Source organism: Mycolicibacterium psychrotolerans (genome assembly GCF_010729305.1).
Taxonomy (GTDB): domain Bacteria; phylum Actinomycetota; class Actinomycetes; order Mycobacteriales; family Mycobacteriaceae; genus Mycobacterium; species Mycobacterium psychrotolerans.
In genome coordinates this window covers 3805213-3821917 of record NZ_AP022574.1, presented here as the reverse complement: position 1 = coordinate 3821917, position 16705 = coordinate 3805213, and the positions used below count along the sequence as shown (strand labels likewise).

Sequence of the window (16705 nt, the reverse complement as noted above, 5' to 3'; positions counted from 1 at the left end):
ATTTTCGGCGCCGTGGGCGTTTTGCACATCACGATGATCTCGATCGCGGGGATCATCGGAGCCGGGCTGTTCGTGGGTTCGGCCAACGCGATCGCCGAAGCCGGTCCCGCCGTGATCATCTCCTACATGCTGGCAGGCACGCTGGTGGTGCTGGTGATGCGCATGCTGGGGGAAATGGCCACGGCCAACCCGGACACCGGCTCGTTCTCGGTCTACGCCGACCGTGCCCTCGGCGGCTGGGCCGGCTTCTCGATCGGCTGGCTGTACTGGTGGTTCTGGGTGCTGGTCATCCCCGTGGAGGCCACGGCCGCGGCGAACATCCTGACCGGTCTGGTCGGTGGCGCGCAATGGATCTGGGCACTGGCCGTCACGCTGCTGCTGACCATCACCAACCTCGCCAGTGTCGGCAACTACGGTGAGTTCGAATTCTGGTTCGCACTGATCAAGGTCGTCGCGATCATCGCGTTCATCGACGTCGGCGTGGCCGCTATCACCGGCGTCATCCCCGACTCCCAAGTCAGCGGCATCGAACACCTCTGGCAGCCGGACGGATTCATGCCCAACGGCTTCGGCGCCGTGATCGCCGGCATGCTGATCACGATGTTCTCGTTCATGGGCACCGAGATCGTCACCATCGCCGCCGCCGAGTCACCCGACCCGCAGCACGGGATCAGCAAAGCGGTGCGGACCGTGATCTGGCGGATCTCGCTGTTCTACATCGGGTCGATCTTCGTCATCGTCGCGCTGATGCCCTACGACCAACTCGCCGACGGTCCTACCAGTCCACGCTGGAGGCGATCGGCATCCCCGGTTCGAAACTGATCATGGACATCGTCATCCTGACCGCGGCGGCGTCCTGCCTGAACTCGGCGCTGTACACGGCGTCGCGAATGCTGTTCTCGCTCAGCGAGCGTCACGACGCGCCGCAGGCCGTCAGGAAGATCGCCCGCAACGGCGCCCCATGGGTGGCCGTGGTGGCCTCGACGGCGGTCGGGTTCCTCGCCGTGGTCGGCAACTACCTGCTGCCGGAGAAGATCTTCGGGTACCTGCTGGCCACCAGTGGCGCCGTCGCGCTGTTCGTCTACCTGGCGATCGCGGCCAGCCAGTTCGTGCTCGGCCGCCGGATGCGCGCCGAGGGGGAGCGTCCGCCGGTGCGGATGTGGCTGTTCCCCCACCTGACGGTCGTGGTGATCGTCGCGATCGTCGCCATCCTAGTGCTGATGGCCTTCGACCCCGACCAGCAGCAGTCGTTCGGGCTGTCGGTGGTGTCGGCCGTCGTGATCGTCGCACTGGGGGTGTTCGTGCACCGGCGGCACGCGCACGCTGAGGAACCGGCCACGACCACCTGAGTCAGGGACGCTTGGCGACGGTCAGCAGGATCGCTGAATCGTCCAGCGCGAGCAGCGAGTGCCGGCTGTCGGGGATCATCAGCAGGTCGCCGGTGCGGCCGTCCCACTGCTGCTCGCCGGCGATCAGCCGCACCGACCCCTTGAGCACGTAGATGGTGGCCTCGCCGGGGTTCTCGTGCTCGCTCATCTCCGAACCCGCGGTCATGCCGACGACCGTCTGGCGAAGGATGCGCTCGTGCCCACCCACCACCGTGTCGGCTGCGTTGCGGCCACCGGCGAGCGCGCGCTCGAGCTGTTGGCGGGCCAGGGCTTCGATCGACACCTTCTGCATGACTGCCATTCCATGCCCGCGAATCGGGCACGTCAACCTCGGACGCCTGCACGGTCGGTGAGCGGTACTGACGTGAGCGGGTATCGCCCACGAAGTCTCGTCTGAGAAACGTTCTGCGCGAGGACTTTCCGGACGGGCGATCCGAACACGGTCAACCGCTGCTCGGCCGGAAGGAGAACCTCGCCCATAACAGCGTGAGGAAGCTGCATTTACCGTAGCGTCAGCGCGACCGCTCCGAATGCGGGGCTGCGCTGATCCAGCCCTCAGCGCCGGTTGACAAGGAGCTGAGTAGGCATGCGTATCGTCGTCGACCTCAATCGTTGTCTGGGATACGCCCAATGCGTCCCGCTCGCACCCGAGGTGCTGCAACTCAACGGCGAGGAAGCCCTCGCCTACGACCCGAACCCCGACGAATCGCAGCGTCAGCAGGTGGCGCGGGCGGTGGCGTCCTGCCCGGTTCAGGCGATCATCGCCGAGATGGATCCGCCCGCGGACAGGACGACGCTGTGACCTCCTACCCGATGATCGACGAGCTCGTCAGAACGTTCAAGGCCGAAGGCAGGATCGTGATCGTCGGAGCGTCGCTGGCCGGGTTGCGTGCCGCGGAGGCATTGCGCGATGAGGGATTCACCGGCTCGCTCACCATCATCGGCGACGAGGTCCACGAGCCCTACGACCGTCCGCCGCTGTCGAAGCAGGTGCTCAAGGGATGGGTCCCGGCAGGCAACACCAAGCTTCCCCGGTTGCGTGCCGTCGACGCCGACTGGCGCCTGGGCGTCGCGGCGACCCGCCTGGACCGCGACAACCGCGAAGTGGTGCTGGCCAACGGCGACACGGTGCCCTATGACCGGTTGCTCATCGCCACCGGGGTCCGGTCCCGCGCATGGTTCAACCCCGAAGAAGCCAAGCTGAAGGGCCTGTTCACGCTGCGCACCAGCGATGATGCGGCACGTATCCAGGAGGCGTTCAAGGCCCGTCCGAAACGGGTCCTGATCGTGGGCGCGGGCTTCATCGGTTCGGAGATGGCCTCGGTCTGTCGAGACCTCGGACTGGACGTGACGGTCGCCGAGCGCTCGAGCGCCCCGCTGGTGGGGCCGCTCGGCGGGGTGATCGGCGACATCGCCGCCAAGATGCATCGCGACGCCGGCGTCGACCTGCGCACCGGAGTGGCTGTGGAGGCGTTGAAGGGCGACGCCGACGGCCACGTCCGGCAGGCCCAGTTGTCGGACGGGACGCTGCTCGACGTCGACGTGGTGGTGGCGTCGCTGGGATCGATCCGCAATGTCGAATGGCTCGAGGGTTCCGAACTCGCCGCCGGGTTCTGGGGAGTCGCCTGCGATGCCGGGTGCCGGGCCTTCGACATCAACGGCGTGGTGACCGACAACATCTTCGTCGCCGGTGACATAGCGCGGGCACCCCACGTGCTCTACGAGTATCAGTTCATGGCGATCGAGCATGTGGACGCCGCCGTGCTGGGCGCCCAGACCGCGGCACACAACATGGTCAGCCTCGAGAAGGGCCGGCGTCCGCACCTGCCGCTGCCGCAGTTCTGGTCCGGCCAGTTCGGCGTCAACATCAAGGGCGTCGGAGTGTGCTCCTTCGGCGACGAGATCGTGTTCACCCAGGGCTCGGTCGAGGACCTCCGGTTCGCCGCCGCGTTCGGCAAGAACGGCCGCATCGTCGGCGCCATCACCTTCAACCACGGCAAGTGGCTGGAGTACTACGGCAGGCTGATCGAGCAGTCGGCACCGTTCCCGCCTCCACCGGCGGGGTACGACGTGCCGGCGAACTCCGAGGTGATGTCGGCCCGATTCCCGGATCCGCGGGAACCGACCGGGATCCCCGACGTCGTGCTGACCGGCCACGACCCGACCTCGCGGGGCGCCGAGTTCCGCCTCAAGAGCCGCTAGCCCGCCAGAACTGGAGCACCCATGACAACCGCGGAAACCGCCTGGACCGAGGCGATGAGATACGAGAACCGCCACGACCCGTATCGGTTCTTCGACGAGCTCCGCCAGACGCCGGTCGTACAGGTGGCCGACAGGGTCTACGTGGTGACCGGATACCGCGAGCTGCTTCAGCTCGCGCACGACCCGCATGTCAGCTCCGACATCTCGCGGAGTCCTCTTTCGGCGCAGCCGGGCGCGCACGCGCAGCCCGATGTAGGCGCCGAGCACATGCAGGCCTACGGCCGGGAAGCCAGCCTGATCGTGTCGGACCCGGCCAAGCACGACAAGCAGCGCCGCCAGGTGATGCGGCACTTCGCGCCGCCGCACTCGCCGCACGTCATTCCCGACATGGCGGCTGGCATCCAGTCGCTGTGCGACGAGCTGCTGGACAACGTCATCGCCGGGGGAGGCGCCACGTTCGACGTCGTCGACGACTACGCCTATCCGGTGCCGGTCGCGGTCATCTGCCAAATCCTCGGTGTCCCACTGAAGGACGAACCCACCTTCCACGGCTGGATCTTCGACTTCATGGTCGGCACGGACATGGGCCCGGACGCCAAAACCGAGGAAGGCCAGGCGCGCAAGCGAAAAGGGCAGGAGAGCAGTGCCGCGCTGACCGCGTACATGGCCGAGCTGATCGAGGGGTTCCTCACGGAACCGCAGGACTGCGTGTTGTCCAAGTTGGTCAACGACACGGACGGACCCGACGGGCCGATGACGCCGCAGGAGGCCGCGGCCAACGCGATGCTGCTGCTGATCGCCGGGCACGACTCCACGGTCAACACCATCGCGCACTGCGTGCTGACCCTGCTGCGCAATCCCGAGTCGATCGAATTGCTGCGCGAGAAGCGCGAACTGATCCCGAAGGCGATCGAAGAGGTGCTGCGGTTGCAGTCCGCGGTGCAATTCTTCCCCAGCCGCAGCGTGACCGCCGACATCGCGGTGGGCGGGACCATCATCCCGGCGGGCTCGGCGGTGCACCTGCTGTACGGCGCGGCCAACCGCGACCCGAAGCGGTTCCCCGATCCGGAGACCTTCGATGTCCACAGACCCGACAACGAGCACGTGGGCTGGGGTCGCGGCGTGCACAGTTGCATGGGTGGTCCCCTGGCCCGGCTGGAGGTCAACATCGCGCTGGAGACCTTCCTGCGGCGCGTCGAGAACCCGCGCCTGGTCGTCGACCCGCCGCCATACCGGGTGAACCAGGTCTTCCGCGGCCCTCTGCATCTCGAGGTCGAGTTCGACCGGATCGCCGAGGCGAGGTAACGCCATCAAGGCTTTCCAGTTCGTCGAGTGGCAGCAGCCGGGCCGGCTTCGCGACGTACTGGTGCCCGAACCGGGCCCGGGGGAGGTGCTGATCAAGGTCGGCGGTGCCGGCGCCTGCCATTCGGATCTCCATCTGTTGGAAGCACCCGCCGGGACAAAGGGTTTCACGCTGCCGTTCACCCTCGGCCACGAGAACGCCGGCTGGGTCGAGACGATGGGGCCGGGAGCCACCGGTTTCACCACCGGCGACCCGGTGATCGTCTACGGCCCCTGGGGTTGCGGACTCTGCATGAATTGCCGACAGGGGATGGAGAACTACTGCCAGACGCCCGGGTACCCCAGTCCCGGCGGGCTCGGCGGCACCGACGGCGGCATGGCGGAATACCTGCTCGTCCCGGCGACGCGCCATCTGATTCCTCTTGGTGATCTGGATCCCCGCCGAGGCGGCGCCGCTGACCGACGCCGGACTGACCAGTTATCACGCCGTGAAGCGTTCCGTGCATCTGCTGGGGCCTGGCTCCGCCGCCGTCGTCATCGGCGCAGGCGGCCTCGGCCAAATGGCGATCCAGGTTCTCAAGGCGTTGGCATCAGCGACAACCGTTGTCGCGGTGGACACGTCAACCGACAAGTTGAAGATCGCCACCAGGATGGGCGCCGATGAGGCCTTGATCTCCGGTGACGACGCCATCACCCGCATCAAGCACATCACCGGCGGTCAGGGCGCCGAACTCGTGCTCGATCTGGTCGGCGTCGGTCCGACCCTCAGGATGGCCGCTGAGGTGTCACGCGTCCTCGGGCATCTCACCATCGTCGGGCTCGGTAACGCAGCCCTGCCCGTCAACTTTCACAGCCCGGCGCAGGAATGTTCAGTCGCCTCGCCCTTCTGGGGCGCGATTCCGGAGCTGATCGACGTCATCAGCCTCGCCCAGACGGGCAAGATCACCATGCTTGTCGAACACTTCTCCCTCGACGATGCGGCACACGCCTACCAGCTGCTGCACGACGGCAAGATCCGAGGTCGCGCAGTCATCACACCGAACGACTGACCGGACGCCGTCGTCCGCGCAAGCGCCGGCTCTGCTCGACCGCGCACCGGACCGATCCCTGCGGCGGGCCGGTTCGGTAGGCTGCGCCAGAGGGTGGCGATGCCATCGGGAGAGGCGCCGAGAGGGGCACCGCCGGTGCCGTCGACACCCGCTACGAGACGTGCCCAGTACTGACCGAAACTGACGCCGGGAGACCACCACATGAGCGCCGAGCAGCCCACCCTCTTCTACACGCTGACCGACGAGGCGCCTCTGCTCGCGACGTATGCCTTCCTTCCGGTGGTCCGCGCGTTCGCCCACGCCGCCGACATCGACGTCAAGTCCCGCGACATCTCGGTGGCCGCCCGCATCCTCGCCGAGTTCTCCGACCGCCTCACCGAAGAGCAGCGCGTGCCGGACAACCTCAGCGAACTGGGGGAGCTCACCCAGTTCCCCGAGACCAACATCATCAAGCTGCCCAACATCAGCGCCTCGGTGCCTCAGCTGCTCGCCGCGATCAAAGAACTCAAGAGCAAGGGCTACGACCTGCCCGACTACCCCGGTGAGCCCAAGAACGACGAAGAGAAGAAGATCAAGGAGCGGTACTCCAAGATCCTCGGAAGCGCAGTGAATCCGGTTCTGCGCGAAGGCAACTCGGACCGCCGCGCCCCCAAGGCGGTCAAGGAGTACGCCCGCAAGCACCCGCACAGCATGGGGCAGTGGTCGATGGCGTCGCGCACCCACGTGGCGACCATGAAGCACGGCGACTTCTACCACGGTGAGAAGTCGATGACGCTGGACAAAGACCGCACAGTGCGCATGGAGTTGGTGACCACCGGGGGTCAGACGATCGTGCTCAAGCCCGAAGTGAAGCTGGACGACGGCGACATCATCGACAGCATGTTCATGAGCAAGAAGGCGCTCTGCGACTTCTACGAAGAGCAGATGCAGGACGCCTTCGAGACCGGTGTGATGTTCTCCCTGCACGTCAAGGCGACGATGATGAAGGTGTCACATCCGATCGTGTTCGGTCACGCGGTGAAGGTGTTCTACAAGGACGCGTTCGCCAAGCACCAGAAGCTGTTCGACGAACTCGGCGTCAACGTCAACAACGGCATGTCCGATCTGTACGACAAGATCGAGTCACTGCCCGCCTCCCAGCGCGAGGAGATCATCAACGATCTGCACGCCTGCCACGAGCACCGGCCCGAACTCGCAATGGTCGATTCCGCGCGGGGCATCACGAACTTCCATTCGCCCAGCGACGTCATCGTCGACGCGTCGATGCCCGCGATGATCCGCCTCGGCGGCAAGATGTACGGCGCGGACGGACGGACCAAGGACACCAAGGCGGTCAACCCTGAGTCGACGTTCTCCCGGATGTACCAGGAGATGATCAACTGGTGTAAGACCAACGGCCAGTTCGATCCGACCACGATGGGCACGGTCCCCAACGTCGGGCTGATGGCGCAGAAAGCCGAGGAGTACGGCAGCCACGACAAGACGTTCGAGATCCCCGAGGACGGCACCGCCAACATCGTCGATGTCGACACCGGCGAGGTGCTGCTGAGCCAGGACGTCGAGACCGGTGACATCTGGCGCATGCCGGTGGTCAAGGACGCGCCCATCCGGGACTGGGTCAAGCTGGCCGTCACGCGGGCGCGTGCGTCGGGGATGACGGCGGTGTTCTGGCTGGACACCGAGCGGCCGCACGAGGCCGAGCTGCGCAAGAAGGTCAAGGAATACCTGAAGGACCACGACACCGAGGGCCTTCACATCCAGATCATGCCCCAAGTGTGGGCCATGCGGTACACGATCGAGCGCGTGGTCCGCGGACAGGACACCATCGCGGTGACCGGCAACATCCTGCGCGACTACCTCACCGACCTTTTCCCGATCCTCGAGCTGGGCACCAGCGCCAAGATGCTCTCGATCGTGCCGCTGATGGCCGGCGGCGGGCTCTACGAGACAGGGGCAGGCGGCTCGGCCCCCAAGCACGTCCACCAGTTGGTCGAGGAGAACCACCTGCGGTGGGACTCCCTCGGCGAGTACCTCGCGCTCGGCGCCAGCTTCGAGGACATGGGCGACAAGGCCGGCAACAAGAAGGCCTCGATCCTGGGTAAGACGCTCGACGCCGCCATCGGCAAGCTGCTCGACAACGACAAGAGCCCGTCCCGTAAGACCGGAGAGCTCGACAACCGGGGCAGCCAGTTCTACCTGACCATGTACTGGGCGCAGGAGCTCGCCAACCAGAGCGAGGACCAGGAGCTCGCCGATCACTTCGCTCCGCTGGCCAAGACGCTGGCCGAGCAGGAGGAGACCATCGTCGAGGAGCTCAACAAGGCGCAGGGAACTGCCGTCGACATCGGCGGCTACTACTACCCGGACCGGGAGAAGACCACCGCGGTGATGCGGCCGAGCACGACCTTCAACTCCGCACTGGAGTCGCTGCCGAGCTGATTTTCGGTCAGCTATCCCGGCGAATTCGCCGCGCCGGTAAATTGCAGTTTCGCCACGATCCGGGAAACCGCCTTGCCGACTGCGTAACATCCGTCACAGACGCGCCGAATAAAGGGCCAACACCGGCCGTCGTCTAGGGGTAGCTATGCGCGTGGTTATGGGTCTCTCGTTGACCGCGAAGAGTGCTGTCTGGGCGCTCGTCGACACCAAGGACGGCACCATCCTCGCCGACGAGGTGGTCACCCTCGACTCGGCGAACGAGATAGCCAGGGCGGCCGCTCGCAGCATCCAGTCGTTCGCCCTGCAAAGCGAACGCGACATCGACGGCGTCCGGATGACGTGGAGCGAGGACGCCCGCGCGCACGGGATCAGGCTGCGGACCAAGTTGCGGCTCTTCGGATTCGAGACCGTCGAGACGGTGTCGCAGGACGCCGCGCGCGAGGGCCGCAACCGCACCGCCCGCCACATCGCGCCCCACCTGGTCCTCGCCTACGGCGCCGCTCGCGCCGACCTGCGCGGCGCCGACCACCGCAACATGCTCGTCCGCCTCGTGTCGCGGGTGCCGGTGGCCGTGAGCGCCACCGCCGCCGCGGCCAGCGTTGCCGCGGTCGCCGGTGTCGGCATCTATGCGCTGACCGGCGGTTTCTCCTCGACCCCACCCGTGACCGACTCCGCCGCACCGGCACCCGTACCTGCCCCCGCCGCGGCGCCGGCGGCCGCTCCCGCGCCCCCGCCGGCCGCCGCTCCCGTGGCCGCCCCGATGGCTCAGCCCGTCGAGGCCGCCCCGCCCACGCCCGCCGAGGTGTCGGCCGCCGGCCCCGACGAGACGCCCGCGGCGGCGATGGCCGACATCGACACCGACACACCGAGCGCCACCGTCCCGCAGATCGCCACCGTGCAGGACGTTCAGGAGATCCCGGCCACCAGCGCCGCCGCGGCCGGCATCACCACCGACGAACCGCAGACCCTCTCGAGCCTGATCGGCGAGCCGCACCTCACCGGCTCTCAACTGGCCGCCGGTCCCGTCCAGGCCGTCGTCGCACCCGTACCGGTTTCGGCCGCAACGACGCCGACCGCGACGGCGCCCACCCCGGCCGAATCGTCGAACGGACCGTTGAGCGTCTTCCTGGGCGCACTGCCCTGAGCACACCGGCGTAGTACTACTCATTCGCCGAAGCCCGTCCAGCGGGCATGCTGGCGCCATGACCACCACGACACCCGATCGCGACCGGGCCGTCGACGTCGCGCGCCTCGCCGCCCTCGTCGTCGTGATGTTCGGGCACTGCGCGCTGCTGCTGGCGACCGTCGACGACCGCGGCGTGCACATCGCCAACCTGATCGGGGCGCTGCCCGCCATCGCGCCCGTCACCTGGATCGCGCAGGTCATGCCGCTGTTCTTCCTCGCGGGCGGCGCCGCGGGCGCCTACGGCTACCGCGCGGCCACACCGTGGGGCGCCTGGCTGTTCACCCGGGCGCAGCGGTTGTGCCGACCGGTGTTCGTCTACCTCGCCGCGTGGATGGTCGGCCTCCTCGTGCTCCGCGTGCTGCTCGGTGCGGACTCGGCGGACCGGGTGGGGCGCGAGAGCGTGGCGCTGCTGTGGTTCCTGGGTGTCTACCTCCTGGCGCTCGCCTTCGTGCCGGCGCTGACCAGGCTGGGAACCGGCCGTGCCGTCGGGGCCGTGCTCGCCGGCCTGCTGATCGCTGCTGCGCTCGCTGACGCGGCACGCTTCGCGACCGGCGACCCGGCGGCGGGTGTCTCCAACTTCCTGGTGGTCTGGTTGATCCCGGTGCTCTTCGGCGTGGCGTACGCCCGTCGGCTCCTGGGCGTCCGCGTCGCCGCGGCGACCGGGCTCGCCGCCTTCGCCGCGCAGTTGCTGCTCGCAGCCGCCGGACCCTATGACGTGTCGCTCGTGGTGACCGGCGCCGAGCACGTCTCCAACGTGTCGCCGCCGACGCTGCTGCTCGCGCTGCACTGCACGTGGATGTCGTGCGCCTTCGTGCTCACGGCCGGGGTGCTGCAGCGCTGGGCGCAGCGGCCGCGGGTGTGGCGCGCAGTGGCCGCGGGCAACGCCGGGGCGATGACGCTGTACCTGTGGCACATCCCGGCGATCGCGGTGGCCACCTTCGGCCTCAACGCCCTCGGGCTGGACGCCTACGACGTGCACGCACCGCACTTCTGGGCGCTGCTGGCCATGCGCGCCGTCGTGTTCGCGCTGGTGATGGGCGTGTTCTTCGCGGTGCTCTCGCCGCTGGAACACCGCCGGTTGCCGTGGTGGGACGCGCCGGCGCCGGTCCGCGGCGCGCGCGCCGGGGTCACCGGCGCACTGGTCTGCGCGGCCGGGGTGGCACTCGTGCTCACCGCGAAGTTCGGCCTCGCCGGGTGGGGGTGGGTGGCGCTCGCGGCGTTCGTGGCGGCGGTGGCGGCCGCGAGGATCGCCGCGTCGGGGGCCGCGGGGGTCTCGGGGATCAGCGCCCCAGCGGAGCCGAGATCAGTCGACTCCCGGCCGCTTTGACCGGATCCGGCAGCACCCGCGACACCGTGCCCATCAGCTTGGAGCTCAGTGATGCGGCGACCACCTGGCGGTCGCCGCGCATCAACGCCTCGAAGCCCTGGCGGGCCACCTCGGCCGGGTCGTCCTTGCCCATCTTGCCGATCGGGGAGTCCAGCATCTTCGCCCTGGCGAAGAAGTTGGTGTCGGTCGGCCCGGGCAGCAGCGCGGTCACCGTGATCGAGGTGTCCCGCAGTTCGTCCTGCAGCGCCTTGACGAACGACTGCACGAACGACTTCGACGCGTTGTACACCGGCTGGTAGGAGCCCGGCATCATCGAAGCCACCGACGAGGTGAACAGCACCTTGCCGCTGTCGCGGTTGGCCATGTCACGGAGCACCAGTTTGGCGAGGTGCACGGTGGAGCGCACGTTGAGGTCGATGATGCTCAGGTCGTCGGACAGTTCGCTCTTGAGGAACATCTCACCGCGTCCGACCCCCGCGTTGAGCGCGGCGGCCGTCAACGTCCGGCCGCCCTCGACGGTGCTGGCGAAAAGATGCTCGACGCCCTCAGGGGTGCGCAGGTCGACCTGGACCGGCTGCACCGCGCCGCCGTGCGAGGCCAACTCCGCGGGAACGCCGTGGATGGCGTCGTCGTCTGCGGCCACCACGAGGTCGTAACCGTTGCGGGCGAAGTTACGCGCCAGTTCGAGGCCGATGCCGCTGGACGCTCCGGTGACGAGTGCGAGTTCTGCTTGGCTCATGCGCGGCCCCATACCCGCCGGCGCGCGCCTCACACGACGCGTTTGGGTGTTCGTGGCCAACTGTTTTCGCGAAAAACTTGATCCCATCCAGAAAAGGGACCAAGATCGAACCGATGGCCGACGATCCTCAGTACGCGGACGCGCTCAAGTCAGTGGGGCTGCGGGTGACCCGCCCCCGGATGGCGGTGATGCACGCCGTCGAACACCATCCGCACGCCGACACCGAGGTCATCATCAACGCCGCGCGGGACGAACAGCCCGACATCTCCCGCCAGACCGTCTACGACGCGCTCAACGCGCTGACCGCGACCGGTCTGGTGCGGCGCATCCAGCCCGCAGGCCACCTGGCCCGCTACGAGGCCCGCGTCAACGACAACCACCACCACATCGTCTGCCGATCCTGCGGTGTGGTCGCCGACGTGGACTGCGCCGTGGGCGAGGCGCCCTGCCTGACCGCGTCGGACGATCTGGGGTTCGACGTCGACGAGGCCGAGGTCATCTTCTGGGGCCTGTGCCCCGACTGCACCCTGCAGACCCGATCACATCCGTGATCAGCACGTCATCCACCACCGAAAGGGAATGTTGTGTCCTCTGATACGTCCGATGCCCGCCCGCCGCATTCAGACACCAAGACCCACAGCCACAGCGAGAGCGAGAACCCGGTGATCGACTCGCCGGAGCCGAAAGTCCATGCGCCGCTGACGAACAAGGACTGGTGGCCCGAGCAGGTCGACGTCTCCGTGCTGCACAGGCAGAACGAGAAGGGCAACCCGCTCGGTGAGGACTTCGACTACGCGACCGAGTTCGCCGAGCTCGACGTCGAGGCGTTCAAGCGCGATGTCATCGACGTGGTCACCACCTCACAGGACTGGTGGCCCGCCGACTACGGCAGCTACGCCGGTCTGTTCATCCGGATGAGCTGGCACGCCGCCGGCACGTACCGCATCTTCGACGGCCGCGGCGGCGCCGGGCAGGGCTCGCAGCGGTTCGCCCCGCTCAACAGCTGGCCCGACAACGCCAACCTGGACAAGGCGCGTCGGCTGCTGTGGCCGATCAAGCGCAAGTACGGCAACAAGATCTCCTGGGCCGACCTGATCGCGTATGCGGGTAACGCCGCGCTGGAGTCGGCGGGATTCCAGACCTTCGGCTTCGCGTTCGGCCGCGAGGACATCTGGGAGCCCGAGGAGATGCTGTGGGGCCAGGAGGACACCTGGCTGGGCACCGACAAGCGTTACGGCGGCAGCAATGACAAGGACCGCAAGCTCGCCGAACCGTTCGGCGCCACCACCATGGGCCTGATCTACGTCAATCCCGAAGGGCCGGAAGGCAAGCCGGATCCGCTGGCGGCAGCGCACGACATCCGCGAGACGTTCGGCCGGATGGCGATGAACGACGAGGAGACCGCCGCGCTGATCGTCGGTGGCCACACGTTGGGCAAGACCCACGGCGCGGCCGATGTCAACGTCGGCCCCGAACCCGAGGGCGCGCCGATCGAGCAGCAGGGTCTGGGCTGGAAGTGCCCGTTCGGCACCGGCAATGCCAACGACACGGTCACCAGCGGTCTGGAGGTCGTCTGGACCGGCACGCCGACGCAGTGGAGCAACGGCTACCTGGAGCTCCTGTACGGCAACGAATGGGAGCTGACCAAGAGCCCGGCCGGCGCCTGGCAGTTCGAGGCCAAGGACGCCGAGGCCACCATTCCGGATCCGTTCGGCGGACCGCCGCGTAAGCCCACCATGCTGGTCACCGACATCTCGATGCGTGTCGACCCGATCTACGGCGAGATCACCCGGCGCTGGCTCGATCATCCCGAAGAGATGAACGAGGCCTTCGCCAAGGCGTGGTACAAGCTCATGCACCGCGACATGGGGCCGGTGAGCCGGTACCTCGGCCCGTGGGTCGCCGAGCCGCAGCTGTGGCAGGACCCGGTGCCTGCCGTTGACCACGAACTGGTCGACGAGGCGGATATCGCTTCGCTGAAGGCCACCATCCTGTCTTCGGGGCTGTCGGTGCCGCAGCTGGTCAAGACGGCGTGGGCGTCGGCGGCCAGCTTCCGCGGCACGGACAAGCGCGGCGGCGCCAACGGGGCGCGGCTGCGACTCGAGCCGCAGCGCAACTGGGAGGTCAACGAGCCGTCCGAGCTGGACAAGGTGCTGCCGGCACTGGAGAAGATCCAGCAGGACTTCAACGCCTCCGCGGCGGGCGGGAAGAAGATCTCATTGGCCGACCTGATCGTGCTGGCGGGTTCCGCCGCGGTCGAAAAGGCCGCCAGGGACGCCGGTTACGAGATCGACGTGCACTTCGCCCCCGGCCGCACCGACGCGTCGCAGCAGGACACCGACGTGGAGTCGTTCGCGGTGCTGGAGACCCAGGCCGACGGCTTCCGCAACTACGCGCGTCCGGGGGAGAAGACCCCGCAGGAGAAGCTGCTCGTGGACAAGGCGTATCTCCTCGACCTGACCGCACCGGAGATGACCGCTCTCATCGGCGGCCTGCGGGTCATCGGCGCCAACCACGGCGGCACCAAGCACGGTGTGTTCACCCAGACGCCGGGCACGCTGACCAACGACTTCTTCACCAACCTGCTCGACATGAGCACGGAGTGGAAGCCGTCGCAGGCGACCGAGAACGTCTACGAGGGCCGCGACCGGGCCACCGGCGAGTTGAAGTGGACCGCCACGGCCAACGACCTGGTGTTCGGCTCGAACTCGGTGCTGCGTGCCATCGCCGAGGTGTACGCGCAGGACGACAGCCGCGGCAAGTTCGTCGAGGACTTCGTGGCTGCCTGGGTCAAGGTGATGAACAACGACCGGTTCGACCTGCGCTGAGGTCAGAGCCGGTTCTCCGGACCGAGTAACGCCCACACCGTCTTCCCGCCCGCCGTGGGGCTGCAGCCCCAGGCACGGCTGACCGCCGTGACCACCGCGAGGCCGGAGACGGTGTGGGCGCCGCTCCGCGGGTTCTCCTGACGTACCGCCGGCCGGGGATCGGAGTCGCTGACCGCGACCGTGACGACGTCGTCGACGGTCTCCACCAGCACCACCGGACGGCTCAGGGTGTGATTGAGCACGTTCTCGACGAACACCGTCACCACGGTCGACGCGGTGAGAACCATGTCCGGGCGCGCCCAGGCCGTGAGGCGGTCGGCGGTGAACCGGCGCGCGGCGCGCATGCTCGACGGCGTCGCGTCGAACTGGGTCTGCGCGCGCCGCCGTCGGCGGTGATCATCGCCGGCCGCGGCGACCGCGGCCACCCGATCGCCGTGCAGGGGCACATACCGCGTCACGCCGCTGCGCCGGATCCGTGCTCGCCCCACCTCGTTGTCGCACACCAGCACGATGGGGACATCAGGCCAGGTCAGGACGTGCCAGCGTGCGCTACTGAACGCCGTCCATGCGCTCACCGCGGGTGCTTCGAGTCCACTGACGTCGACGATGACCGTTGTCAGGCCGGTCACCGCGGCGTCGATCACGCTGTCTCGCACCTGTCGATAGGTCCGGCTGTCCAACGTTCCGGTGATCGCCATGACGGTGACCCCTGAGGACCGGCCCGCCGAGATCATCAGCTGACGGCGGTCAGTCATCTGGAGGTCCTCGGCGCCCGCATGCCGCAACCGCACTGCCTTTCCGCGCGAAGCTCATTTCGAGTCGTGTACCCGGATCCCGCGGCGGCAGTCCCCCATCGGCCGATCTGGTCATCCAGTCCACGAATTGTCCGGTCCCCTGAACGAAGTGCTCGCGGTCGTTGGTTTGGCCCGAGTCGTTTGTGGACTTCCCACAGGCATGAGGCTGGCGATAGTGGGCGATCTGCCGGGCCGCGCCCCGAACGCGCGGGGCGCATACGACGTGGCGAGCCTGGCGGCGGCACTGACGCGGCGGGGCCACGACGTGCGCGTGCTCACCGGCTCTCGGATCGACAGCGGCGTGGCGGACGGCGGCTACCGTGTGGTCGCCCTTCCGGTGGATGCCGACGGCGACGGGAGCGCCGAGAATCTGATGCCCATGATCGGAGAGATGGGCCGGTTCCTGATCGACGACTGGACCGCGGACCCGCCCGACGCCGTGCACTGCCACGGCTGGGCCTACGGCATGGCCGCTCAGCTGGCGGCCAAGCACCGACCGGTGCCCATCGTGCAGGCCTTCCATCAGTTGGCGACGCGACAGCAGCCGCGGGGAGGCGCTCCGTCGATGCACGGCACCGCCGTCAAGCTGGAGACGCTGCTGGCGCGTAACGCCACCATGGTGACCACGGCGTGCGGCGATGCGATGCACGAAGTCATCCGGATGGGCTGCCCCCGGGCGCAGGTGAGCGTGCTGCCCTCCGGCGTCGACGTCGACGCCTACAGCGCGGACGGCGAGACCGCGGCTCGCGGGGCCGAGCGCCACCGCATCGTCGCACTCGGGCAGGACTTCTCGGCCGACCAGGGCCTCCATCAGGTGCTTGCGATCCTGCCGTCGCTACCGGCCGCCGAACTGGTCGTCATCGGCGACGGCGGTGCCGACGACGACGGCATCAAGCATCTGCGCGCCACCGCGGACCGCCTCGGGGTGAGCGGGCGCGTGCAGGTCGCCGCCACGACCGACGACCGCGAGGTCGCCTCCTGGCTGCGGTCCGCCGACGTCGCGGTCTGTCCGGCGCCGTACGACCCGGACGCGCGAACGGTGTTGCGGGCGATGGCATGCGGTGCCGCGGTGGTGGCCACCGAGACCGGTGGACCGCGGGATGCGGTCATCGCCGAAGTGACGGGGCTGCTGGTACCGGCGGGCAACCCCGCGGCCCTGAGCCGCGCGCTCCGCTCGATCCTGGCGCAGAACGTGCTGCGCCAAGGGATGGGGTTGGCCGGGCGGGCCCGGGCTCGCTCGCGCTACTCGTGGGACCGCGTCGCCACCGACGCCGAGGTGGTCTACGACGCGGCCGCCCGGCGTGCCGGCGCGATCTCGGCCTGAGAGCGCCGACGGAGCCACCCGGGCAGTCGATGCTGCGCCAATTCACCTGTTGGCGCAGCATTTTCGCAGCTCAGAGCGGTCCCAACTTTTCCAGGCGTTTCTTGTTTGGTGAATTCTCTTAAGGGTA

At 68.1% G+C, this 16705-nt stretch carries 13 protein-coding genes and 2 pseudogenes; 12 read left to right on the top strand and 3 right to left on the bottom strand.

Features of this window, described 5'->3' with window-relative positions:
- The first annotated feature begins 33 nt into the window (after window positions 1-33).
- Window positions 34-1349: pseudogene (locus tag G6N45_RS18640) on the top strand (amino acid permease).
- Window position 1350: 1 nt separating this feature from the next.
- Here the strand turns inward: G6N45_RS18640 and G6N45_RS18635 are convergent.
- Window positions 1351-1680, bottom strand: coding sequence for a cupin domain-containing protein (locus G6N45_RS18635; protein WP_163723585.1), 330 nt, complete (start codon window positions 1678-1680; stop codon window positions 1351-1353).
- Between the two features lie 294 nt (window positions 1681-1974).
- Here G6N45_RS18635 and G6N45_RS18630 point away from each other — a divergent pair, with 294 nt between their 5' ends.
- From G6N45_RS18630 to G6N45_RS18600, 8 genes and pseudogenes are all read left to right on the top strand, one after another.
- Entirely contained in the window at window positions 1975-2190 is a 216-nt protein-coding gene (locus G6N45_RS18630; protein ID WP_163723584.1) for a ferredoxin, read from the top strand.
- An 11-nt stretch (window positions 2191-2201) separates the two neighbouring features.
- Window positions 2202-3590 carry an NAD(P)/FAD-dependent oxidoreductase gene (locus tag G6N45_RS18625; protein ID WP_163728672.1) on the top strand — a complete coding sequence of 463 codons (1389 nt, stop codon included), beginning with the start codon at window positions 2202-2204 and terminating at the stop codon, window positions 3588-3590.
- A gap of 21 nt (window positions 3591-3611) precedes the next feature.
- On the top strand, window positions 3612-4895 hold the full coding sequence (locus G6N45_RS18620; RefSeq protein WP_163723583.1) for a cytochrome P450: 1284 nt from the start codon (window positions 3612-3614) through the stop codon (window positions 4893-4895).
- A gap of 61 nt (window positions 4896-4956) precedes the next feature.
- A pseudogene (locus tag G6N45_RS28315) lies at window positions 4957-5256 on the top strand (alcohol dehydrogenase catalytic domain-containing protein); the annotation flags it as partial.
- Window positions 5257-5317: 61 nt separating this feature from the next.
- The gene (locus tag G6N45_RS28310; RefSeq protein WP_308207121.1) at window positions 5318-5941 is read left to right on the top strand and encodes a zinc-binding dehydrogenase; all 624 of its coding nucleotides are present in this window, start codon (window positions 5318-5320) and stop codon (window positions 5939-5941) included.
- 201 nt (window positions 5942-6142) lie between these two features.
- A complete protein-coding gene (locus G6N45_RS18610) occupies window positions 6143-8380 on the top strand; it encodes an NADP-dependent isocitrate dehydrogenase (RefSeq protein WP_163723582.1) in 2238 nt (745 codons plus the stop codon).
- Between the two features lie 169 nt (window positions 8381-8549).
- Complete coding sequence (locus tag G6N45_RS18605; protein WP_163723581.1) at window positions 8550-9524, top strand: hypothetical protein; 975 nt, start codon at window positions 8550-8552, stop codon at window positions 9522-9524.
- Window positions 9525-9582: 58 nt separating this feature from the next.
- The gene (locus G6N45_RS18600; protein WP_163723580.1) at window positions 9583-10893 is read left to right on the top strand and encodes an acyltransferase family protein; all 1311 of its coding nucleotides are present in this window, start codon (window positions 9583-9585) and stop codon (window positions 10891-10893) included.
- Here the strand turns inward: G6N45_RS18600 and G6N45_RS18595 are convergent.
- Window positions 10847-11632 (bottom strand): SDR family NAD(P)-dependent oxidoreductase, encoded by a 786-nt coding sequence (locus tag G6N45_RS18595; RefSeq protein ID WP_163723579.1) that lies wholly within the window; start codon window positions 11630-11632, stop codon window positions 10847-10849. The genes G6N45_RS18600 and G6N45_RS18595 overlap by 47 nt on opposite strands.
- Window positions 11633-11745: 113 nt before the next feature.
- Between G6N45_RS18595 and G6N45_RS18590 the strand changes: the two genes are divergently transcribed.
- Window positions 11746-12183, top strand: a complete 438-nt coding sequence (locus tag G6N45_RS18590) for a Fur family transcriptional regulator (RefSeq protein WP_163723578.1) — start codon at window positions 11746-11748, stop codon at window positions 12181-12183.
- A gap of 33 nt (window positions 12184-12216) precedes the next feature.
- Window positions 12217-14460 carry a catalase/peroxidase HPI gene (gene katG, locus G6N45_RS18585; RefSeq protein ID WP_163723577.1) on the top strand — a complete coding sequence of 748 codons (2244 nt, stop codon included), beginning with the start codon at window positions 12217-12219 and terminating at the stop codon, window positions 14458-14460.
- Between the two features lie 2 nt (window positions 14461-14462).
- On the opposite strand, the gene G6N45_RS18580 is transcribed toward katG, so the two are convergent.
- Window positions 14463-15215, bottom strand: a complete 753-nt coding sequence (locus G6N45_RS18580; protein ID WP_246228722.1) for an STAS domain-containing protein — start codon at window positions 15213-15215, stop codon at window positions 14463-14465.
- 199 nt (window positions 15216-15414) lie between these two features.
- Between G6N45_RS18580 and G6N45_RS18575 the strand changes: the two genes are divergently transcribed.
- A complete protein-coding gene (locus G6N45_RS18575) occupies window positions 15415-16578 on the top strand; it encodes a glycosyltransferase (protein WP_163723576.1) in 1164 nt (387 codons plus the stop codon).
- The last annotated feature ends 127 nt before the right edge of the window (window positions 16579-16705 follow it).